The 23,220-nt window shown below is 41.2% G+C and carries 13 protein-coding genes and 1 pseudogene; 5 read left to right on the top strand and 9 right to left on the bottom strand.

The window, feature by feature from the left end; translation table 11 throughout:
* Positions 1-194: 194 nt before the first annotated feature.
* The 3 genes from V7K38_RS10705 to V7K38_RS10695 are packed head-to-tail and all read left to right on the top strand — an operon-like array spanning position 195 to position 2,208.
* Complete coding sequence (locus tag V7K38_RS10705) at positions 195-1,163, top strand: sodium-dependent bicarbonate transport family permease (RefSeq protein ID WP_334857637.1); 969 nt, start codon at positions 195-197, stop codon at positions 1,161-1,163.
* 4 nt (positions 1,164-1,167) lie between these two features.
* The gene (locus V7K38_RS10700; protein ID WP_334835305.1) at positions 1,168-1,479 is read left to right on the top strand and encodes a P-II family nitrogen regulator; all 312 of its coding nucleotides are present in this window, start codon (positions 1,168-1,170) and stop codon (positions 1,477-1,479) included.
* A 27-nt stretch (positions 1,480-1,506) separates the two neighbouring features.
* The gene (locus V7K38_RS10695) at positions 1,507-2,208 is read left to right on the top strand and encodes a carbonic anhydrase (protein ID WP_334857663.1); all 702 of its coding nucleotides are present in this window, start codon (positions 1,507-1,509) and stop codon (positions 2,206-2,208) included.
* Positions 2,209-2,892: 684 nt separating this feature from the next.
* Here the strand turns inward: V7K38_RS10695 and V7K38_RS29645 are convergent.
* Both V7K38_RS29645 and V7K38_RS10680 read right to left on the bottom strand, forming a co-directional pair.
* Positions 2,893-6,337: pseudogene (locus V7K38_RS29645) on the bottom strand (beta strand repeat-containing protein).
* 1,310 nt (positions 6,338-7,647) lie between these two features.
* Positions 7,648-9,372, bottom strand: coding sequence for a sensor histidine kinase (locus tag V7K38_RS10680; protein ID WP_334857634.1), 1,725 nt, complete (start codon positions 9,370-9,372; stop codon positions 7,648-7,650).
* A 940-nt stretch (positions 9,373-10,312) separates the two neighbouring features.
* On the opposite strand from V7K38_RS10680, the gene V7K38_RS10675 reads away from it, so the two are divergent.
* Positions 10,313-10,750 (top strand): CAAD domain-containing protein, encoded by a 438-nt coding sequence (locus V7K38_RS10675; protein ID WP_334857632.1) that lies wholly within the window; start codon positions 10,313-10,315, stop codon positions 10,748-10,750.
* 200 nt (positions 10,751-10,950) lie between these two features.
* Here the strand turns inward: V7K38_RS10675 and V7K38_RS10670 are convergent, their stop codons facing one another.
* Together V7K38_RS10670 and V7K38_RS10665 are read right to left on the bottom strand one after the other, a co-directional pair.
* Positions 10,951-12,099: an S-layer homology domain-containing protein gene (locus V7K38_RS10670; protein ID WP_334857630.1), complete on the bottom strand. Its 1,149-nt coding sequence runs from the start codon at positions 12,097-12,099 to the stop codon at positions 10,951-10,953.
* Between the two features lie 145 nt (positions 12,100-12,244).
* Positions 12,245-13,009, bottom strand: coding sequence for a Uma2 family endonuclease (locus V7K38_RS10665; protein ID WP_334857628.1), 765 nt, complete (start codon positions 13,007-13,009; stop codon positions 12,245-12,247).
* Between the two features lie 310 nt (positions 13,010-13,319).
* On the opposite strand from V7K38_RS10665, the gene V7K38_RS10660 reads away from it, so the two are divergent.
* Positions 13,320-14,678 (top strand): sensor histidine kinase, encoded by a 1,359-nt coding sequence (locus V7K38_RS10660; RefSeq protein WP_334857627.1) that lies wholly within the window; start codon positions 13,320-13,322, stop codon positions 14,676-14,678.
* Positions 14,679-14,710: 32 nt separating this feature from the next.
* Here V7K38_RS10660 and V7K38_RS10655 read toward each other — a convergent pair whose 3' ends face one another.
* The 5 genes from V7K38_RS10655 to V7K38_RS10635 form a co-directional block, all read right to left on the bottom strand.
* Positions 14,711-15,790: a sensor histidine kinase gene (locus V7K38_RS10655; protein WP_334857625.1), complete on the bottom strand. Its 1,080-nt coding sequence runs from the start codon at positions 15,788-15,790 to the stop codon at positions 14,711-14,713.
* 7 nt (positions 15,791-15,797) lie between these two features.
* Positions 15,798-16,955 carry an FIST signal transduction protein gene (locus V7K38_RS10650; RefSeq protein ID WP_334857623.1) on the bottom strand — a complete coding sequence of 386 codons (1,158 nt, stop codon included), beginning with the start codon at positions 16,953-16,955 and terminating at the stop codon, positions 15,798-15,800.
* A 322-nt stretch (positions 16,956-17,277) separates the two neighbouring features.
* Entirely contained in the window at positions 17,278-18,774 is a 1,497-nt protein-coding gene (locus V7K38_RS10645) for a glycosyl hydrolase family 57 (protein WP_334857621.1), read from the bottom strand.
* Between the two features lie 643 nt (positions 18,775-19,417).
* Positions 19,418-20,287 carry an SDR family NAD(P)-dependent oxidoreductase gene (locus V7K38_RS10640; protein WP_334857619.1) on the bottom strand — a complete coding sequence of 290 codons (870 nt, stop codon included), beginning with the start codon at positions 20,285-20,287 and terminating at the stop codon, positions 19,418-19,420.
* Positions 20,288-21,355: 1,068 nt separating this feature from the next.
* A complete protein-coding gene (locus tag V7K38_RS10635) occupies positions 21,356-23,080 on the bottom strand; it encodes an alpha/beta hydrolase (RefSeq protein ID WP_334857617.1) in 1,725 nt (574 codons plus the stop codon).
* Positions 23,081-23,220 lie beyond the last annotated feature (140 nt).

Genomic DNA, 23,220 nt, shown 5'->3' with positions numbered 1-23,220 from the left:
CTCCTACCTTTTTTTATTCTCAGCGCTGTTTAACACCTAAGCAATAAGTATTGTCACCAATAGGACGATTCACTTTTTGAGTACCCAATTGACAGAGGGTAGCTAGACACAATACATCATGATTCAACAGTTAAGTTTTTAAAGATGAAAAATTTCTTTAATTTCAGGTTTAACCAATACAAGGAGAGGTGGATATGGATCTGAGCTTAATTGTATCCAATATTTTGAATCCGCCAATCCTGTTTTTCTTTTTAGGCATGACTGCTGTTTTTGTCAAGTCCGATCTAGAAATTCCTGCACCAATACCCAAACTCTTTTCGTTGTATCTGCTGTTTGCCATTGGTTTTAAAGGAGGTGTAGAACTAATCAAAAGCGGTGTAACTCAGGAAGTAGTTCTAACACTCGCGGCAGCAATGATGATGGCTTGTGTTGTTCCAATTTACACCTTTTTTATCTTGAAGTGGAAATTGGATACTTACGATGCGGCGGCGATCGCAGCAACCTACGGTTCTATCAGTGCTGTCACCTTCATCACAGCTAGCGCTTTTTTAACTGAGCTTGGCATCCCTTTTGATGGTTACATGGTGGCAGCCCTTGCCCTGATGGAATCACCAGCGATTATAGTTGGTTTAATTTTGGTGAATATATTCACCGCCGATGGAAAGCGAGAGTTTTCGTGGCCGGAAGTTTTGCAAGAAGCATTTCTTAATAGTTCAGTCTTTCTATTAGTCGGTAGTCTATTTATAGGTGTTTTGACAGGAGAACGGGGTTGGAAAGTATTAGAACCCTTTACTCAAGGGTTGTTTTATGGCGTTCTCACCTTCTTTTTACTTGATATGGGATTGGTGGCTGCTAGAAGAATTAAAGACTTGCAAAAAACCGGAGTTTTCCTGATTTTATTTGCCATACTAATTCCAATACTCAATGCAGGTATTGGGTTAGCGATCGCTAAATTCATTGGTATGCCTCGCGGAGATTCGCTGTTATTCGCTGTATTGTGTGCCAGCGCTTCTTACATTGCTGTCCCCGCAGCTATGCGGATGACTGTTCCAGAAGCAAATCCGAGCCTGTATGTTTCTACCGCTCTCGCTGTGACATTTCCGTTCAATATTATTGTGGGAATTCCGTTATATCTCTACGGAATTAACCTATTTTGGAGCTAATAATATGCACGTAGTTAAAAAGATAGAAATTATTGCCAACTCCTTTGAGCTTGCCAAAATTTTAGATCGTTTAGACAAGTCGGGTGTACATAACCATGCCGTAATCCGAAATGTTGCTGGCAAAGGATTACAAGGAACAACAGAAGATTTAGACATGACCATGCTTGATAATGTTTACATCCTCGCGTTTTGTATGCCAGAAGAACTCAAGCGCGTTGTAGAAAATATCAAACCACTTCTCAACAAGTTCGGAGGTACTTGCTACGTTTCGGATGTGATGGAAATTCGCTCTGTCAGATGTGTTGCTTCGATGTAAATAATTGTAAATCAGATGAAGCATTTTATGGAACGTCGTGACTTTTTGAAATTGGGAATCACTGGGACATTTGGAATGGCGGTAACTGCCAGTGATTTCCTCTGGCGAGTGGAACAGGCTAAAGCTGGTGAAATGCCTCCAAACTTCCCTGAATCCCTGAATCCCGATGCCGCATTGCGAAAGCTGATGGAGGGAAATCAGCGATTTATTCAGCATCATCCCCAATACCCGGATCAATCTGCACTACGGTTGCAGGAAGTTGCTCAAGCTCAACATCCATTTGCAACTATTCTTAGTTGTGCGGATTCACGAGTCCCCGCAGAAATTGTTTTCGATCAAGGCATTGGAGACATCTTTGATGTTCGGATTGCCGGAAATATTGCCACGCATGAAGCGATCGGCAGTATTGAATATGCCGTTGTTTTGTTAGGTTCTCCACTGCTGATGGTGATGGGACATGAGCGTTGTGGGGCTGTAACCGCAGCTGTACAAAACCAATCGTTACTCGGTGATATTAGTACTTTTGTGAAGGCAATTAAGCCAGCCCTGAAAAAGGTCAAGGATCAGCCGGGTGACGCAGTTGAAAATGCTGTGGTGGCAAATGTGCAATATCAAATTGAACGGTTGCAAAAATCAAAGCTTTTAACTGAGCAGGTGCGATCGGGCAAATTGAAAATTGTGGGCGGTCGTTACGATTTAGATACAGGCAAAGTAAGTATTATTATTTAAACTAGTACAGCATGGCGTAAATAAACCACCCATTCCAAATTAATAGAATGCTCACCCTGTATTCATTTTGAATTTTGAATTTTGAATTCCGTCTCGCGGTACTAGTGTTTGAGTCCTGGGTGGGAAATCTCACTTCTTTATTCAGAACTGTTTTACCAAATGCCGATTAAACAATTCCTAATTCGTAATGATGCTCGTTCCTCTCTACGAGACGCTGTGCGTAGCTTGCTTCTCCGTAGGAGTACGCTACCCCTAACGTAATTATGTTTTGTGACGTGGATTTCAACCCCGACATCAAATAAGCCGTTTATAAAAAGCAGGGTATCAACCCCTATTCAATTACGAATACAGCACTTCCTGCTGCTATGAGGTACAGATACTTGGGATGCTATTAGTAGTCTGTCAAGCTAGTAATGAAAAGTTTGTAGTAAGCACAAAGCGTGCTTAGAAAATAAGGACTGAAGTCCTTACTACGAACTTTCTTACCCATCAATTTAAACTTGACAGACTGTTAGCACAGATCAACGATAATTCGATCAATTTAGTGTAGCTCATAACTTCGGGAAGTGCTGTATACAAGAATCGCTGACCAAAACGACTTGTATTTAGCAAAAGAGATGCGAGATGCTAAAAATAGCACCCCGCAAATTATCCTCTTTGGCGATCAAAAAGCGCTAATAAAGATTAAACAACCACAAAATTGTCTTTCGTTAATGACAACCCAGTAGATAGTTGGGCAAATCCTACCTGAGCAAATCCAGATCCACTACCATCTTGGTCAAAGAACAATGAACCTGTAGCACTGTTGTAAATAAATAGCTGTTCGCTAGTGGTTGCAGATGCTCCGATGGTAAACTGATCGGGCGAGAGTGAACCTATTGATAACCCGCCACCAAAACCAGCAGTAGATACTTGAATCAATTCATTAGCAGCGTTGAAGTCATAAATAGTGTCAACACCCCCATTGTAATTATTGAAACCAAAGGTATCAGTCCCGGTTCCTCCATAGAGGCTATCATTACCGTCTCCACCTGTGAGAACATCATTGCCACTACCACCTCTGAGGATATTCTTTCCAGAGGCATAAGAGGCTGTAAGAACATCATTACCATCGCCTCCAGAGAGCAGGTTATCGCCTGTTGAACCGCCAGCACTTAAGGTATCGTTACCAGCACCTCCATTGAGGGTGTTATTGCCCTCTGAGCGAGTGTCATCGAAGTAAGTGGAGTCATCAGTGGAGTAAAAGGAAAAGTAGCCAGAGACATCAAGAGAATCATTCCCATCGCCCCCAAAGAGCAGATTATTGCCTTTTGAACCGCCAGCACTCAAGGTATCGTCACCAACGCCTCCTTCTAGGGTGTTATTGCCCTCTGAGCGAGAGTCTCTATTTCCGAACTCGCCAAAGTAGCCGCCAGAGACATCAACAGAATCATTCCCATCGCCCCCAGAGAGCAGGTTATTGCCTTTTGAACCGCCAGCACTCAAGGTATCGTCACCAGCGCCTCCTTTTAAGGTGTTATTACCAGACGAGCGATAGTCATAGTAGTTGTAGGTGGAAAAGTACAAGTAGTAGCCAGAAATGTTAAGAGAATCATTGCCATTACCCCCAGAGAGCAGGTTATTACCTTTTGAACCGCCAGCACTCAAGGTGTCGTTACCTGCACCTCCATACAGAGTGTTATTGCCTAATGAGCGAGAGTCGCTGTTTAAGCTGGCTATGTAGGAGGAGTAGTTGCCAGAAATGTCAATAGAATCATTGCCATCACCCCCAGAGAGCAGGTTATCACCTTTTGAACCATCAGCCCTCAAGGTATCGTTACCTGCACCTCCATAGAGAGTGTTATTGCCTAATGAGCGAGAGTCGGAGGGCTGCAAGCCATTGGTGGTGTAGTAGCCAGAAATATTAATATAATCATTACCACGACCCCCAGAGAGCAGGTTATCACCTTCTGAACCATCAGCGCTCAAGGTATCGTTACCAGCGCCTCCATAGAGAGTGTTATTGCCTAATGAACTATAAATGTAAAGAGAATCTTTACCAGCGCCCCCAGAGAGCAGGTTATCACCTTCTGAACCGCTAGCGCTCAAGGTATCGTTACCTGCACCTCCATAGAGAGTGTTATTGCCTAATGAGCGAGAGTCGGAGGACTGAGAGCCATTGGTGGTGTAGTAGCCAGAAGTGTCAAGAGAATCATTGCCATCGTCCCCAAAGAGGAGGTTATCACCGGTTGAACTGCTAGCACTCAAGGTATCGTCACCAGTACCTCCCTTGAGAGTGTTATTTCCCGCACCACCTCTAATGATGTCATTACCGCTCAAGCCGTCGATGTAGTCATTACCCCCCTGACCATTAATCACATCATTAGAGTCATCAAAACCTATGATGTTGTTATCAAGGTCATTGAGAAAGGTAACAGTGTTCTTCTTGAATAGGGTCGTTTGAGTGGAATCAGCGTCAAACACATCGAAACTGTCGGTAATGCTGGTTTCTCCATCAAACAGGATATTGCCAATAGCTGGTCTTGAAGAAGTTGCTGCTACATTATCCAAGTCTTCTAATTTGAAGTTTTGGAGAATGAGTTTGCCACTAGGGGAATCTCCAAAGGTGATTTCTAAGTTATCACCATTTTGAGTTAATCGCAGATTTCGAGCAGTTAAGCCACTACCTATAAATTTCAAGGTGTCTAAGGAGGCTATCACCGCCTCTGAGGGATTTGAGCCTTTACCCACACCACTGAAATCGGTGATAATATGAGTGCCGTTTGTCAAGGTGGTAAAAATGAAGGAATCTTTACCATCGCCTCCAGAGATGTAAGTTATTCCCTGTTGAAGCACCAGCACTCAGGGTATCGTCACCAGCTCCACCCTTGAGAGTATTATTGCCTGAAGAGGAGCCATAAGAATAACCAGAATAACTGAAGGAATTAAGGTCAGAAATGGAGAGAAAATCATTACCATCGCCCCCAGAAAGGAAATTATTTCCTGTTGAATACTCAGCCCTCAAGGTATCGTCACCAGCACCACCATTGAGGGTATTATTGCCTGAAGAGCTAAAATTAGGCGATGATCTAAAACTCCTAACGCCAGAGGTGGAGAGAGAATCATTGCCATCGCCCCCAGAGAGTAAGTTATTTCCCGATTCAGACTGAGCATTTAAGGTATCGTCACCAGCACCTCCTTCTAGGGTGTTATTGCTTGAAGAGTAGTAAACACCAAATAATGGGTTGACAATATAAGAGGTGGAGAGAGAATCATTGCCATCACCCCCAGAGAGGAAGTTATTCCCCGATGAAGCTCCAGCATTCAAGATATCGTCACCATCACCACCATTGAGGGTATTATTACCTATTGAATATTCAACATCTAAGTAATCGTTACCGATATCACCAGCGAGAAAGTTATTACCTGTGGGGGAGTCACTCCCTATACCACCAACGAGAGTATCATCCCCTGCACCACCAACGAGAGTATCATTCCCTATACCACCTCTCAAAAGGTCGTTTCCACCCAAGCCGTTAATGATGTCATCGCCTCCCTGACCATTAATTACATCATCTGAGTCATCAAAACCGCTAACGTTATTGTTCAGGTCGTTAAGGAAGGTGACTGTGTTCTTATTGAAGATGGTGCTTTGGGTCGAATCGGCATTGAAGACATCAAAACTATCTGTAGTGCTAGTTTGACCAGAAAACACGATATTGCCCAAGTCTACAGTGCTTCCTGTTGATGTGCTAAGGTTATCCAGATTTTCCAGGGCAAAGTTTTGCAGGATAAGTGAGGTGCCAATAAACCTTGTTACATAAGAACCTGCAAAGCTGATTTCTAGATTGTTGCCATTTTGGGTAAGCAGCAAGTTTCGAGCAACGTTCTGGAATTCTAGGGTGTCCACTTCGGCAATGACTTCTGCTGTCGGGTTTGTCCCTTTACCTACGCCACCAAAATCGGTGATATTATTTTTGTAGCCGAGGTAGTAGTAGTAAACAAATTTATCCTTGCCGCTTCCACCAGTCAAAGTATCGTTGCCAAGATTGGTCTGAGGTCCGCGGAGGATGGTGTCGTCGCCTGCTTTACCGTCAATCGTATCCGCCTCATCATTGCCTACTAGAGTATCGTTACCGTCGGTTCCAATGATATTTGCCATGACTTTTTCCTACCTAAATAAATTTTTTCAGTAACTATTCAGTTCTCAAGCCGCCACTTGTGCGCTTAAACTGCGCAAAAAACTCACCAAAATTTGACGTTTTCAGTATACTTTAGCCCTCACCCTTGAGAGGTTATTTGAAAAGTATTTGGCTGTGATTTTAGGCACAAGTCTTAAGCACTGTACAATTTTATGAAGTCTGCATTCATGAGAACCTGTCATTTCATGCTTTTTTAGTCATCTTTGTTTAGCAGAAATAACTAAATAAGCAACAAAAAACTTGATACTTGACAGTTGAATGCCTAAAATTCAGCTTTTATATTTGTTTTTTGCCAGCGCCTAAGTCGTATAGCAATCCTAAATCATTGGTGAGAAACAAAATCGCAAAAAAGCCTATAAATACGTACTTTTAATCTCCATGTTTTCTCGGATTACTATACTATAAGAAAAAATAGTTAAGAGTTAATTCTTGATTGAAAACGAAATTTTTATCCGCTCCTTATAAGCTAGTGTCTCTGAGTGTCTAGTTTGAACATAGAGAACATTTCACAATACTTCTCGATTTTTGCAGTTCAAAAGAGGAATTTGGTTTGAGGGAAAGGTGAAAGGTTTTTCTTTTCCTTTTACCTTTAAGCGAAAAGTATTGGAAAATCTCGGTAGGTTCAAGATAAATACATAGTTAATATCTTACTTAAATGTTTATACTTAAATACTCATCTTTGCATACTCTTCATATTACTTGCCGTTGAATGTATAGGGTAATACTAAATTTTGTATATTCTTCATATACTTGAGTTTCTCAACAAGAACAAAGCAGTAGATAACTGGTAGAAGAAGTAACAAAAAATACATATTATCCTTTTTGAATGCTGCGATCGCTTTACAATCTGCACTGACTAGAGGTTGAAGATGGTAAGTGTGTTAAGTATTACTCTTTAGAATACTGAGGATGTAAAGTTTGCGATCGCTTGGGCTTTTTAAGCAGTCGATTGCTTGATGTCAGGGTCAACTTGGGCGCTTTGGAGAAAAACTTTTTGGTTTACTGTTTTTCGTAACACTATCCAAAAAGCCAAAAAATCAGGGTAATGGTGACAATTACGGCACTAGCGTCAGCCAATGCTTAATTGTCCTGGACTGCCCGCCTGCCCTCTTACTCAAGTTGTGCTACCACCAACTCCTCTAACTGAGTGCAAATAGATACCGATGTAATGAGATAATTGCAACGATCGGATTGCTTAATTTTTTGTTACATACTTATAAATTTTCCCCACGGCTTACTTACGAATTACGAATTATATTTAATCCTGCACAGTCATTGGTAGACGAATAGTAAAAGTAGAGCCAACTCCTGGCTGACTTTTGACAATAATCTCACCACCCATCATCTGACAAAAGTGGCGGCTAATTGCTAACCCCAGTCCCGTACCTCCATACTTTTTCGTAGTCGAAGTATCTCCTTGTGTAAAAGGTTGAAATAACTGCTGCTGTTGACGGTTAGACATACCTATACCTGTGTCAGTAACGGTAAAAGTAATCATCCCCAAAGGAGCATCCAGTCGTACTTCATCCTTTTCTCTGTTGACTATTAGCGTCACCTTGCCGTTTGTAGTGAATTTACTGGCGTTGCTCAACAAGTTTAACAACACCTGGCGCATCCTAGTTTGATCGGCGTACATGGTGCCAAGTTGCTCATCAAAATGCACTTCTAAAACATTGGCATTTTTTTCTATCGCTGGTTTGACTGTGAGGACAACGTTATGAATCAGATTTGCAATCTCGAATGTCTCTGGATAGAGGGTCATTTTCCCCGCTTCAATTTTTGACAAGTCGAGAATTTCGTTAATCAAGTGCAGTAAATGCTTACCAGCAGCGTTAATTGTTTCTAAGTCGGTAATAAAGTCTGCCGATAAACCAAGATCGGTGGCATCGTCTTCTAAAAGTTGGCTCAAGCCAATAACAGCATTTAGTGGTGTGCGTAATTCGTGGCTAACATTGGCTAAAAATACGCTTTTTGCCTTGCTAGCAGCTTCGGCTAATTCTTTAGCTTGTTGTAGTTCTTTTGTTCGCTCAGATACTCGCTCAATCAGACGATTTAGAGATTTGGCGAGTAGGCCAATTTCATCGTCAGTGGTGACGGGCGCTCGTAAATCAAAATTATGTTTCCGCGCCACTTGTTCAGCTACCTGGGTGACGGTGATAACTGGTTCAGCGATCGCACGACTGGTACGCCAAGCTACAATAGCTGCGATCGCAACCGAAACCAGCATACTCAAAATCACGATGAAGCGCTCAACTACTTTTGCCTCCTCAACTGCTTTTTGCCTTTCTTGCTCTTGAATTTCGGCAGTTTGCAGGATGTTAGCCAAGTTTTGCGAAAGCTGGTCTAGCCGCATGGCTGTTTCACCACGCATAATTGTCAATAACTGCGATCGGGCAGAAGAAATTTGCAGAGGCTGCACTTTTTGGGAGTTAATTTTCTCTAAGACGACCTCGATTTGGTCAACGTAAGCTTTTAAATTATTCTTGTAATCTAGCAATAAGGTTTGTAAAGTTGAACTCGTTGCTGCTAGTCTTTTAGGTTTACTGTCGATAAATCCAGAAATTTCTGACTCTAATTGTTTGGCTTTTTCAACATTCTTCAGAAAATCAGCTTTTTTGCTTTGCAACTGTTGTGAATTTTCTAATACAGCAACCAGATTAGAGCTATGTAATTGTGCCCCTACTACTGCATCTTTATAATTACTCAATAGTTGTCCTTGTACATAAGCTTGATTAAATTGTCTGACTTCCCTTCCCCGGTAGTAGTTGGCAATCACTAACCCAGTTAGTGAGCCAAAAAAACCAATTCCTATAGCTACAAAGTACCCATAGCCAATTTTTTGATGGATGCGCCAAGAACTGGCTTTGAGCTTCCCTCGTGAGGGAAATTCTATGGTCGGTAGTTCATCTGTCGATGGCTCTTCGGCTGACACTTTTTTGCTTTCTGAACTGCTGCCGATAGGGGTTGGCTTTTGAGTTGGCATTTCTCAAACCTCCTTGCCTTCCCGCAAAAATTACCAAATCACTTTAGCTTCTACAAACAGTTTAATTGGTGATTAACACTTACATTATCTTTTTTTATAGCAATAGCAAATCATTGCTTACTAAATAATTAGCACAACCTCATATAGGATGAGTTATTTTGATAGCAATTCACTAAGTAGAATTACTTAATATAAATAGAATTCACTTTTTTCAGCAGGAGCAATGAATAATTTCCTGCACTAAAGACCAGCCTCAGACTGTCTTCTATTTCCCACATCACTTTCCTCGATATACAGTTGATAGCAATGAGTTTTTGGCATCAGGTACGGCACTAGTCTACCTTACTGCTTCCTTCTAAAATTAATACAATCAGGAAAAAACAAAAGGTTTGATTGTGGGGCATTGGTTATTTCTTCGTCATCTCCAATCCCAAGACATCTATATCGTAAGACAACAGAAAAGTCAAGTCTTTATGAACAGAAAAAAATTTTTGTTACGTATTAATATCAATACGAATGCGTTAATTGACGAACGCTGCTTAAGATAGCTTTAATATCGGCTAAAATCGGCTTTTAGGCTTATATAAATGAGAGGTGGGCTGATTTTTGCCTGATTTGTACTTAGATTTAGTACGATTATGAGCAAATGACACGGAATGGGATAATCACAACCAGAAGATTCCAGTTGATTCAGAAAAGAACTTAGAAGGCCGATTATAATACATCCTGCTGCCTTCTTAATTCTATCCTCCTACTGACTGTCTACCTTGTAGTTGATGCAGTAGATATTAGGGGGCAATTATAGTTATAGGACGCTAAACCCTTTTTGTGACCTTTAACCAAATTGTACTGATGCACTTGTGTATTACATAATCAACAACTTTTTGGTTGTAATTATCCAGATTAGAAAAACTCAACTGTCAAATTAATGGGAGTGAAAATGCCAGAACAAGAATTTACTGAAACCGCATCCAAAGAGACTACAGTGGCAGAGATCAACGCCCAAACGGGAACCATTACTAAACTTCAGCCTCCCGCACAGTCTGAAGACGAATGGCTAAAATACGGTGAGCAAATTTCTACCTTTTTAGCAACATTGCCAGACTATCTCGGAAGCTTCTTTAATCAATATAAGCAACCCCTGGTAACAGTTGGTTTAATTGTGGGATCAATTGTTGGAGTTAAAGTACTCTTGGCAATATTAGATGCTTTGAATGATATCCCCTTGGTAGCGCCTACTTTTGAGTTGATTGGTATTGGTTACTCTGCCTGGTTTGTTTACCGCTATTTACTCAAAGCCTCAACCAGAAAAGAGCTAACTAGTGAAATCACCACTCTTAAATCACAAGTCGTTGGGAAACAAATTCCAGAAGCTTAATATCTAATTATCGCTTCTCTACGAGACGTAGTTCTGTTTAAGAGTACGCTCTAATTCCAAATCATGGAAGTCTGAACGCCACAAGCCAGCGTTCAGATTCTTTCAAAATTTCAACCTGCTGTAATTACGAATTACGTAAAGCCTGCGGCATGGCTTCGCTTAACGCGGAGCGTGCCGGAGGCTCTATTACGAATTACGAATTATTGTTGAGACGATGATCTTGGGGATACTTTAACCTTTGGAGTGCGCGAAATTTCTGGAGAGGTGCTGGGCGATGCCTGTGCTGGGCTACGCCTACGCACTATATTTGGAGATGAAATTGCCTCCAACTTGCCCCGTTTTACTAAAGCTTGATGAATCATCGCCGCCACTTCAGCCCGACTAGCTACTTTGTTGGGAGCAAGGATTTGTGGATTTGGATAATTAACTACCAGACCATTGGTTGTAGCAGCAGCTATTTTGCCAATAGCATAAGCTGGAATATCTTTAGCATCTTTATAGACACTTAAAATCTTATTTGAAGAAGTGGGTGCTTTTAGATTCAACCCACTGACAAGGGCAACTAAAACTTGGACTCGTGAAATATTTTCTTGTGGCTTGAAGGTTTTTTTCGGGTAGCCTGTGAGAAATCCATCACTAATGGCTTGGTCGATGGCTGGAGTTGCCCAGAATTTTGCTGGTACATCTTGAAATGCGATCGCAGTCTTAGATGGTTCTTGATCAAAAGCTTTCTGCACTATAGCAGCAAATTCGGCACGGTTTACGGGCTGATTTGGTCTAAAAGAATAATCAGGAAACCCCTTGAGAATGCTACGGGAAGAAAGAACATCTATAAAACGCCGACCCCAAAAGTTAGTCGGCACATCGTTAAATGCTATCGGCGGTGGAATAATAGATTTTTGTTTTGCCGGAGTTACTAAAGGTAATGCTGATGATGGAATAGATGAGTCAAGTACTGCTGAAGAGGGTACAGGTGTCTGTGGGGGTTGAGTCGGGATTACCTGAGCAGATGGTAATGCGCGGAAAGGAGTGGTGCTGTTAGTTGGCAATGAAGGTGCCTTGGGTTCAACAACAGCCTCTGGTGGAGAATAGGGCAAAATTTTGTTGGGGACTACATTTGGTTCTACCTTGGGAGTAGAGGGCAATACTTGATTTGGTTGAACACTAGGCGACGGACTGGAAGAAGCCGACAGTAGCCTGTTGAAGTTCCAGCTAGAATCTCTGCGAGACAATGACCAAAAAAGAATCGCTCCAATGGTGGTGAAGGCAACCAGAATGGCTATAAACTCATCAAAGCCAAGAGCAGTTCTTTCGGATGACTCCGGTTCGGAAGGAGGTCTATTTGTCATCGTGATTACCCTGGTAGCAGTAAAATATGTGTCTAAACAAATTAAGCCACAGATTTAATTAATTCGTAATAGAGCCTCCGGCACTCTCTGCGTTAAGCGAAGCCATGCTACAGGCTTTACGTAATTCGTAATTCCTAGTAGAATTTCAGGCTTCTGGTTCAATGCCGAGCGATCGCAATTGGGCAGTTAGGCGATCGGCTCTTTGGTGTTCCTGTTCTGCTCTTTGGCGTTCCTGTTCAGCCCTTTGGTGTTCCTGTTCGGCTCTTTCATCGCCACTCAACAACAAATTACCTTGTAAATCCCACCAACGCAACCAGGGTAATTCCACATTTTGATAAACTCCCTGCCATAAGCCTAATTCAACACCCAAGGGAATGATAGGATAATGTCCTCGTTCATTTGCTGGTAAAATCTGATACTGTCCTTCAATCAGATGATAAACTTCTATACTGGCTTTACTCACTTCATAAATGCCGTAGAAGGGAGGACGAATCACCTGCTCATAAACCCAAAATTTACCTTTCCAAGGAGTTTTATCTCGTTCTTCACTACCGTCCCCAGAGACAAATTCTAAGACAATCAACGGGGCAATAGACTCTTGCCACAATACATAAGAACGTCGCGTTTGCCCATTCAGCAAAAACGGTACGTTTGGTGCATAAAACCAATCTGGTGCTTCTGCGCCTTTTTCAGGGGGATCGGTCAACCGCCAGTAAATGCCTAAGTCCTGGCCAATGCAATATTGATCTTCAGGATTTAATTGCTTGAGAATGGGTGTAATCGAGTCAGTTAGTAGGAGACTTTGGGGATGCTCTTGCCAATTTTTCACAAAGGTTCCATCAGACTCAGGAAGTTGGGTATGGTCAGGGAAAGGAGTGAGGGCGCTGGGTGGATTGGTTACAGAGGTCATAACACTACCTTTTCCACTCTTTGTAAAGGTTATTTTTAAGTTTAGCTTGCGTAGGCGTAGCCCGTCGTAGACATCGCGCTCTAAATATTCTCCACACAGATTTTGAAGGAGGTAGAAGGTAGTTTTTCTCTAAATTGCCTTTATTTAGATAAATCGCACGCCAATTACTTCCAGTTACCTGAGAACGATTTTCACCCTGAGATACCAATAGTTTTATTAGATACCTAAACCGAAACCGAATTTCTCAGGTGGCAGAATGTAAAATATTAACTTATTGTTTACCCAATATTTGTAAAAATCAGGGTGTCTAGTGTCAGAAGAATACAGTTGCCAAATCTCACCACCATTTTTGTCTCTTGGTGGCGATCGCGAACTCAGTTTAGAGTCAACCCTCCAAGAACTACCAATGTACGACTTTCCAGTGGAAACAAATCACACTGGTATGGAAATAACTAGTTTTTTGGAAAGATACCCCCTGCTACCAGGAGTAATTTTGGTAGAACAAGGAAAGTTCATTGGGATGATTTCGCGGCGGCGATTGCTGGAATTTTTTATTCGCCCATTCGGACAAGAGTTGTTAGTTCAGGAACCATTAGCTGTTCTCTACAGCTATGCGCGGATACCGATGTTAGTGCTTGCTGATACGACATCGATTTTAACTGCAATGCAACTTAACTTAAAGCGATCGCCAGAATTATTAGCCGAACCAATTGTAGTAGAGACAGAATCTGGTGCTTATAGATTGTTAGATGTCCAAGAATTGAATGTTATTTCTTGGCAAATTCGAGGAATCGACAATTTGGTGCGGTATGAACGCAGCCAAGCCCAAATGATCCAAAATGATAAAATGGCAAACTTGGGACGTTTGGTAGACGGTGTAGCGCACGAAATTTTAGACCCAGTGGGTTTTATTTGGGGGAATATAACTTATGTTTCAAATTACAGCCAAGATTTACTCAAGCTGATAGCTGTTTACGAGCAAGAATTACCATCAGTTTCCCAGACAATTAATCAGATTAAAGAAGAGATTGAGTTTGATTTTTTAGAACAAGATTTGTCGCGATCGCTTGCTAGTATCCGCACCGGGGCAGAAAGATTAAAAAAACTCGTTACTAGTTTACAAAACTTCTGTCATATTGATGAGCTTTATCCCAAACCAGTAGATTTACATGCTTGCATAGATAGTATTATATTATTAATTAATAGTCGTCTTCAAGGAGAAATTGAAATAGTCAAATACTACGGTCATCTGCCTCCAGTTTATTGCTTTATTGGGCAGCTAAACCAGGTTTTGATGAATATTTTCAGCGAAGTTGTAGATACTTTACTTAATGAAGGAGTGCGACAGCAGTTGCATTTAGAAGAGACAAAGAGCGTTCAAAAACCTCGAATTGAGATTACCACAGAAGTTATTTCGCAAGAAGCAAGCAACCCAAATACACCAGATTCTCGTTGGGTCTTAGTTCGTATTGCTGACAATGGCCCTGGAATGTCTCAAGAATTTCAACAGCAAATTATGGACTCTTTTTCTTTGGAAACAAAGAATAGTAAAAATACTAGTTTAGCAGTAAGTTATCGAATTATCACCGTCAGACATGGCGGAAAATTAAATTTTCATTCACAGATTGGTATAGGTACAAAATTTGAAATTTTATTACCTTTAGTTTAATTGATGCAGAATTATGCCCAATGCCCAAATTGTTAGATGACTTCCCAACCTTGGTAGTGGATAGGAATTTGAACCACAAACTCCGTTCCTTTTCCGGGTGTCGAAAAAAATTCTAACTTTCCGCCATGTTTTTCAGTGATAATTTGATAACTGATAGCCATTCCCATTCCCGTCCCCTTACCGACACGTTTTGTTGTAAAGAAGGGATTGAAAATCTGTTTTTGAATCGATTCAGGAATTCCAGAGCCATTGTCAGCGATCGCAATTTTTACCCATTGCGAATCAATGACAGAGGTACGAATCGTGATGCAACTGGGATTATCGCGGATTTCTTGATAAGTTCGTTTGGTATTGAATTCTTCTAGAGCATCGAGTGCATTTACGAGAATATTCATAAACACCTGGTTGATTTGTCCGGCGCAGCATTCTACATGAAATAAATTGCCGTAGTCTTTGATAATCTGAATTACTGGGCTTTTGTCAGTAGCTTTGAGGCGGTGCTGCAAAATCATCAAAGTATTGTCGATGCCTTCATGAATATCCACCGCTTTAAACTCACCTTCATCTAGGCGCGAGAAGTTACGTAGTGACAACACAATATCTCGGATACGCTCTGTCCCGATATTCATTGAGTTCAATACCATAATCGCGTCTTTTTCTAAAAACTCTAAATCGATGGTTTTGCGTTCGGTTTGAATTTCAATAGGTGGGTGAGGGAAATGACGGTGATAAAGCTCCACCAGTCGTAGTAAGTCATTGGTGTATTGGCTAATATAGCTGAGATTTCCGTAAATAAAGCTAACGGGATTGTTGATTTCATGAGCAATACCTGCCACCATTTGACCCAGAGCAGACATCTTTTCGCTTTGGATTATTTGAGTTTGCATTTTATGCAAACTATCTAAGGTATTTTCTAATTTTTGACCTCTGTGCTGCAAATCTGTCTGAGAATCTTCTAACTCACAAATGACTTTCTTCAGTAAAAATTCTTTTGTGCAAATGTCAGTTTCTAGCTGGCGACGTTCAGATTCACAACGTTCCAGCTTTTTCTGCAAAATACGGTTTGTCTTTTCCAATTCTTGGATTTGTATGGAATTGTCTTGGTTATCCATGCACTATTTATTTTGTCCCCATTAGTAATGTGACAAAAGTTTTGTTATGAAATTGCGTTTGGCCTCCTTTCACCAAAGGAGCAATTTCACCGTAAGCGTAGAAACCACAGCAAGGCAATGCTTCTGGTAAATGAGTTTTGACAAGCTGATACTCCTCTCTAGTTAGAGTTCCCAAAATTCGCCGTCGGGCTGCACAGGAAATAAGTAAGGCTGCTGTTGGCTCGACACCGGGATAATCAGCTAGAGCATTTTTCAAGGATGTCTCCGAAGCTAACAGAATATTGTCACGAGTTGCATCGGTGATTTGTACAACAGCCTGTTCAGGAATATCAGAAAAGAATGTAACGCTACCAGATTGTTGATCGTAACCATTGGGTGCCCGCAAATAGAAATAATCTCGATCCTCAAAAACTGCTAGGGCGTGGATGGCATAGTTGGACGCAAATCTTTCTTTACCAAGATAGTACTGATAGAAATCTAAGGCACGCTGTCCGTCAATTTCATAGACTACGTTGCCATCCACTTTAGTTACACGCCTACGTTGACTGATGGGAGTCCAGCCACTAGCAACTCCGTGAGAAAATAATAGTTGTCCAGAGAACAGCAGCACTGGCACTGAATCACTTAACACTTCACCTTGGAAGAATTGGTAGGTTTTGTCAAAGGTATAGTCATCAGCAGCCATGCCCCCAATGATGGGAATATGCTCACCCAGGCTTTGTTTTAAACCCTCTAAAATTAAGACCCCGTTGCTCGTAAGACTATCGGGAAAAGTGAGGCACAATTGTGGTGATGATGCACTCTTAGCCTTTGCTTGAGCGATCGCTTCTTGGGCTGCAAGGGCTGGATTTTTAGATGCTCCTCGGCCAATACCTGAGTGAATTTCCACTTCATCGCTAGCAAACAGCATTAAGGTTAGAGAATCTTGCTGAAACTCCAAAATTGAAGAGATTTCTCCATTTGTAGTTCCACCAATTAACTCAATTCCGGGGAAAGCATTCTGGATGCGTTGTAAAATTAACGCATGGTCAAAATCTATAGCAGTGAATAAAAGTCCAGCTTGAGCAAGTAAGCCAGCAAGGGAACGGGTACATTCTTGAAGAACTTCTGCGATCGCATTTTGAGAATCAGGATCGTCACTATGACCAACAAAAACTCGAAACACAACTACCTCATTGTAAGTTTTAACATCAGTGTGCTAACGACGTTCCGATGGCAGCACCTATAAACCTACAATTAGATTTCCCACTTATTTGAATTAAATCTCATTTTCCCTGAGTTTTATTTTCTGCCTCATCTAATACTGATTCTCGGTGAGCTTGCACTTAATTATTACTCCTTCTCTCTTCTCTACGAGACGCTACACGATGGCGTACTTGGCGGTTCGTTTCATAATTAAGTGCATCTTCATCGCTAATTGGTATAACGATACAAAAACTGAGGGAGCATTTTCTAAAAAATTAACTCCCCAATCCCAAGTCGTCAGTTCAATTCATCTGCAATAAATTTTCGCCACGTTGATAAATTTCCCGTGCGTAATCAGTCCAAGAACCTTGTCCCCAATAACGAAAACAACTGGTTTGTAGCAAAAGGTTATGTAGAAGAACATTCCGGTAGTGAGATTGTCTGGTAACAGTTTCTGCTGAATCCATTTGCTGTAAAGGATCAAATTTTTGATGGAATAAACTACTTAATTGATACATAGGAGACAAGACATTTTCATATCCTTTTACCCAACTGATATGATTTGTCCATGAGGCTCCATCCAGATGAAAATTAGAGTTTATTTGCTTCAATTCTTGAATTGCATTTTCTACAGCTTCCGGTTGGGTATTATCTGGTGAAACTCTCTCCCAAATCTGATGTTGTCCCACTGGTTGACAAGTTGGATAATCTTCAGGTTTGCATCCAGCAGCTTCGATTAATTCTAAATATTCTGTACCGCATATTCCAACAACACCTGATTTTCCTCCTCCGTTATTTACCATATCCCACCAAGCTTGTTTAAAAGCGCTAGGAAATTCATTCATCATCACACCGCCATTTTCACCATCTCCAATTTGGCTAACTATTGGTGGTACAAATACACTGCCAATTTGTTGTTTGGATAATGTTTTGGCTTCATAATAAGGCTGCATTTGTGCTACTAATTTAGTATCCGAGCCTTGGGTTTTAATTAAGGCTGTAATGCTAATAGTTTCGCCTTGAGAATTACGGGCAATCAGACGATGTGGTAAATGTTTGTGGGTAAGAGATTGTCCGCTAATTGTTTCTACAGAATGTTCTTGAACGAGTAGCCAGCGATATCCACATTCTTTCAGCGCTTTTACAAATTCAAAGAGAGCATCAGGGTGATTTGGGAGGTGCATTTCTGGAGGCGAAAACCCTTTGACTCGCGCTAGTGCTTCCCAACCAAAAATTGCCGCAAAGTGATGTTGCCATGCAATGATATGCAATTTAATATCTGCTATGGGTGTAGAAGGAATAACTGCATGGCCCCACATTGTACCCAGCCATTCTACATAAGGTTGGTAGGTGCGATCGCAAGTAATCCGTTTGAGATTATCGAGAACATCACTGCGTCCCATTTGCCGCAGTCCCCACAGAAGATTACCTGAGTAATCCAACATCACACGGGGATTGCAACCTTGATTGACAAGTTCGGGGATCAAGTCTCCCATGCGACTGTAACAATAGGCAAAAGGATCTGCATTGTGGTTATCCCCCTCGTTGGGATGTTCAAACATATATTGCAGATTGCTGATGAGTGTACCGCCATTTCCAGCAGGTATAGTTGGCTGGTGCATGTGTAAGGCGATCGCAAATACAGCATTTACATCCTCTAAACGGATATTCGTTGTTGGTAAAAATACTGGCTCATCGTGGTTAACTACAGAGAGAACCTCTGTTTCCCAACCAGAAATATTCGGTAAGCCATCAATGATTTCGGGCAAAGGAGTCAGGGTTGTGGGGAAGGAAAGCATTTCTGGTTGCTCCGAAATAAGGTATATCTGTAAAATTTGCGCCAGTATCTAATAGCACCTAACTCAGCGTATATACAATAAATACCCTGAGCTATGACATTTTGAATTTGGTGATTTTCAGTAACTGCAAACTCAGGCAGTCTAGTAAGTAGGTAGGCGTAATTAAATATAATATCAAACCTCACCCTCAATCCCTCTCCGATACTTTGGAGAGGGAAGCCGGAGGCAGGGGTGAGGTTTTATATTTAATTTGACCCACTTACTTAATCATCGGTGCAGTCTACCCAGATATTCGCATCTTTAGGTTCTATTTATTGATAAACTTTGTTTACCATCTGTTGCAGCAGTTTTTAGGTATTTATGCCACGGCTGAGACAGGGAATAGGGAGTTGGGTAATCCCAATTACTTGAAAAGCGCTGTAATATCCAGATTTTAGTCAGAAATTTCCGATCGGCATGATTCAGAGCTTTTAGCAAAATATGCGTTGCTCGAAATGCTGATTGCCCATGTCTAGAGTTAGAAGCTGATTTAGTTGGGTGTGTAAGGATTGCTAATTGGAGTCAATCTAGTTAACTTTTGTCGATTACTCCCGTTTTTACCCGCAGAGAAGGAGGCGGCTTCTAAAAGTTTAAATGCAAAAAATCATGTTCTTGACAAGAACAAATCACCGAAACGATGGATTCTCGTCAAAAAACTCAGTTTCGGGATCAATTTGTTGAGTCTTTCACCAGGCTGTTGTTTTCTTGCTGGCGGTGTTGCGATTCGTAAAATTAGCTCTAGCAACCAAGGTGCAAGGCGTTGGCACAATATAGCTAAATGGCTTTGCCATCCGACTAAAATTTCTGGTGAATCATTTTGCATTCCGGTGACGAGTGCTTTAGCCACTTCCTGGGGAGTCATGGGGATCACCCAGCGAAATAATTTTAAGTCGCGCACCATGTCTGTGTCTGTCAGGGAAGGCAGTAATGCAATCACCCGAATATTGTGTTCAGCGAGTTCTTGGCGCAAAGCTTGGGTAAATCCTAAGATGGCAAATTTGGTGGCTGAGTAAGTCGCCATTGTCGGTGCTGCTACTTTCCCCATCAGACTCGATACATTGACGATTGTCCCTTGCCTTTGGCTGGCCATGCGTCTAGCAATCAGACTGGTAAGGTTGTACATCCCTAACAAGTTCACAGAAATTTCTTCTTGAACTTGGGGCATTTTAGATTGCAAAAATGAGGTTTGATATGCGACTCCCGCACAATTAACTAGGAGGTGAATCTGTCCGAAATTGCGCCACAGTTGGGCAACAGCGATATTTACTTCAATTGTCTGAGTTAAATCTAATGCCACGATCGCAGTTTCTGTTCCCATCGCTTCGATTTCGTTAGCTACCTCAACTAACTTTTGGCGATCGCGTGCTACCAATATCAGTCGCTTGATGCCTTGTTGCGCTAATTCAACAGCGATCGCTCGTCCAATCCCACGCGAAGCCCCTGTAATTAGGGCAACTTTACCTTGAATCTCCATTGGTTTTATCCTCCAAAATCTAAGTCTTACCAACCTCTTCGTTATTGCCGATAAATACAATCAAGGGCTACTCTCTTGTCGGCACAAGGTAAGACAAATAATTAATCGCAATTAAAATTAAACTGAAACTAATAGCAAACGAGATATTTCTTGGTTAATCTGCAATCCCTCATAATTGTCTATACGAGGCAGAAGTTTCTCGTTTTTAAACCGTCAAAGCCTAACATACTTGGCTGAATCGGTATAGCTCATAGATTTTATTTCTCCTAGTTCAGAGCGTTCATCAGCATCGTTGTCATACACACGTTAGCAATTAAATCAAGGTATTGCAATATTCTTTAATAAGGATTTCTTAATAGTTCTTAACGACAAGTATATATATATAAAAGATTTTCTTAAATAAGTTTTTATAAATCCCTAAGTACGAATATCTCATTTTCCTGACAAATAGCCTTGTTTTAGGTAATTTCTATATCTAAATATCATGTCCGGTTAATCAAACTGAATAAAAAATATTTGCTCGTAGTCAGGACTTGAGTCCTGGTTTTTAGGGCTGAAGTCCCTACTACAAACTGCTCGGTGATTTGGCTGACATCATATAATTCATCCTTTAGGAAAAAAAAAGCGTATAGGATTTTGGTTGATGGTTGCAATAGTTTAACTTACTGATTTATCGGCAGATTTATATCAGCATATTTACTGATTTTTTGATAATAAAAGTTTCTGAGCTTTGATGTTTTTAAATAATAGGAGAGGGCTAGGGCATCATTATTAATGCAAATTACAACAGCGTTTTATCTGCTGAAACTTTAGTGTAAATAGTAATTTGTTTGGGTTTAGCTTTGAGTTTATCAGAGGAATCTTTGAGACTTGTAGCATCACAAATTTAAATCATTCCTGAATAGCAAGATCCCCAACTTCTTAGAGAAACCGGGAATGTTGCTGTAAGTTATAATATTCTGCCTTCTACCCTACCCCGTATATTTACTTAAGAAGGTAGGAGGCAGAAAGAATTTAAGGAACTTCCAAATAAAAAAATATCCAACTTAGATATTTTTCAGCTTATAACTAACGCGGCGTAGGGGTAGGTTGAGGATTTGATAGTTTGACTGACTGCGGAGTTGACTCACTCGATATTTGATTAAGTTGAGCTACCGATAACGACTGTAAAATACTGAGATTAAGCGGCTCTTTACTAATAAAAGTGCCATAAGATGGCTGCAAATAGGAACGGTATTCAGGGCGATTGAGGAGATGAGTTTCCATAAAAGCGACGCTGAGGGCTTTGAGATAGGAATAGACGGCATCGCGATCGGGGCCTAGTAAGGTAGGTGGCACAGGTAAGACATCATTTTCAGGAGTAGGTTCAGCGATCGCTGAAAAGTGGGTGGCGTTTTCAATCAAAGCCAGGTACTTATTGGATTCAGGAAGCCAGGTGAAGGGGCGAATTTGCTCAAATACAGGTGGAGCGAAAATATCTTGACTACCTGCTACCAGCATTACAGGTATTTTAATTTGACTCAGGCTGCTCTGACCCAAAACTGAACTGTCAATCGGATTAATCGCCATGATTGCCTTGATGCGATCGTCTTTGAGTTCATAATTTTTTGGAGGTAACTTAATTGCTTCACACTGCAATAAGAGCGACAAATTAAAGGATGAATAATTGGGATTACAATCTTGGCGCAGTTGCTCAAAGTTGATCTTTGCTCCTGCTAGAGTCAAAACAGTATAACCACCAAAAGATTGACCAATCGCCCCAATTTGCTGAAAATTGAGTTTTTTCTGGAGGCTGGGATCAGATTTATCTAGACGCTGGAGTTCGTCGAGTAGATACTTGATATCCAAAGATCGGTTGATAAATTCTGCTGGTTCTGGTGGTCTTGCCAAACCTGCAAAGTATTCCTGAAAGCGTTTGGCATTACTACCAGGGTGTTCTAGTACAGCAACAGCAAAACCATAAGATGCTAGATGTTCAGCCAGATAGACAAAGGTAGAGCGGTCTGAGGCGATGCCATGAGAAATTACAATCAGGGGAAAGGGAGAAGACAGAGAACTTTGATTTGTGTTAGGGGGGTCTTTAGCCAGTTTTGAGTTTTGAGTTGTAGGTAAATAGATATCTATCGGTAGACGGCGCGAGCGAGAAATGTCATTTAGCTCTATGCTTTTTTTCTGCCAGAGGAATTTTCCTGGCGATCGCAAATCTGCTTGTTTTGAGAAGTCAACGGTTGAATTGGCGGCTTCGGCGATCGCTTCTTTTTGAAGAGAGGCAAAAACTTGATCCTTTTTCTTGATCAATTGTGACAAGTCATCAACTATCCTTAACCCCTCTGTGAAATTCAGCCGCACAGTATTGCTAGGAAATTTCCGCAGCAAATTCACAACCGTTAAACCCTCTTGCTTGTCAGCAGCAGCCAAAATAAAAGAGGCACGTATAGCATAGAAGCCATTCTTTCCAGATTCAGTAAGGAGTAATTTTCCCAATTGTTCCATTACTTGTTCGCCTATAGGTGAGTAAGTCAGCTGAGACACCAAAGTAGGAGTGACATTAAATTTTTGCTGGAGCAGATCCCGCAGTTGAGCAAGTTGTTGGGGCGTAGCACGGCTAGCATAAAATGAAAAATCTTGATCGATTTTGCCAACTTTGGCAAAAGTTTCCAGCGAGTCCACCGACAAGTAGAATTCGCCGAAGGGAGGGTAGTAAAAGCTAATGCGTTCAGCGGCCAATCCGGGAGTAGAAGTCAAAAAGGTAGATAGCAAACCTAAACCCAGGTATCTCAAAAATTTTTTCATTAGAAAAACCTACTGTCTAACCCTGGCAAACAATTTTGGACAGAGAGGAAAGCGGGGCGGGATCTATAAACGCTTTCTTATTTAATTGGTTTAGATTAGGACTTACGTACAAAGGCAGTGACACCCTTGATTTCTCGTAG

This window comes from Nostoc sp., assembly GCF_036917465.1.
Lineage (GTDB): Bacteria > Cyanobacteriota > Cyanobacteriia > Cyanobacteriales > Nostocaceae > Nostoc.
The sequence above is the reverse complement of the archived record's forward strand: the minus strand, read 5'-3'. Positions and strand labels throughout refer to the sequence as shown.

Coding starts and splice junctions, on each gene's coding strand:
- V7K38_RS10695 (WP_334857663.1), top strand. CDS start 1,507: ATGGAACGTCGTGACTTTTTGAAATTGGGAATCACTGGGACATTTGGA.
- V7K38_RS10665 (WP_334857628.1), bottom strand. CDS start 13,009: ATGACCTCTGTAACCAATCCACCCAGCGCCCTCACTCCTTTCCCTGAC.
- V7K38_RS10655 (WP_334857625.1), bottom strand. CDS start 15,790: ATGGATAACCAAGACAATTCCATACAAATCCAAGAATTGGAAAAGACA.
- V7K38_RS10645 (WP_334857621.1), bottom strand. CDS start 18,774: ATGCTTTCCTTCCCCACAACCCTGACTCCTTTGCCCGAAATCATTGAT.
- V7K38_RS10705 (WP_334857637.1), top strand. CDS start 195: ATGGATCTGAGCTTAATTGTATCCAATATTTTGAATCCGCCAATCCTG.
- V7K38_RS10640 (WP_334857619.1), bottom strand. CDS start 20,287: ATGGAGATTCAAGGTAAAGTTGCCCTAATTACAGGGGCTTCGCGTGGG.
- V7K38_RS10680 (WP_334857634.1), bottom strand. CDS start 9,372: ATGCCAACTCAAAAGCCAACCCCTATCGGCAGCAGTTCAGAAAGCAAA.
- V7K38_RS10675 (WP_334857632.1), top strand. CDS start 10,313: ATGCCAGAACAAGAATTTACTGAAACCGCATCCAAAGAGACTACAGTG.
- V7K38_RS10670 (WP_334857630.1), bottom strand. CDS start 12,099: ATGACAAATAGACCTCCTTCCGAACCGGAGTCATCCGAAAGAACTGCT.
- V7K38_RS10635 (WP_334857617.1), bottom strand. CDS start 23,080: ATGAAAAAATTTTTGAGATACCTGGGTTTAGGTTTGCTATCTACCTTT.
- V7K38_RS10700 (WP_334835305.1), top strand. CDS start 1,168: ATGCACGTAGTTAAAAAGATAGAAATTATTGCCAACTCCTTTGAGCTT.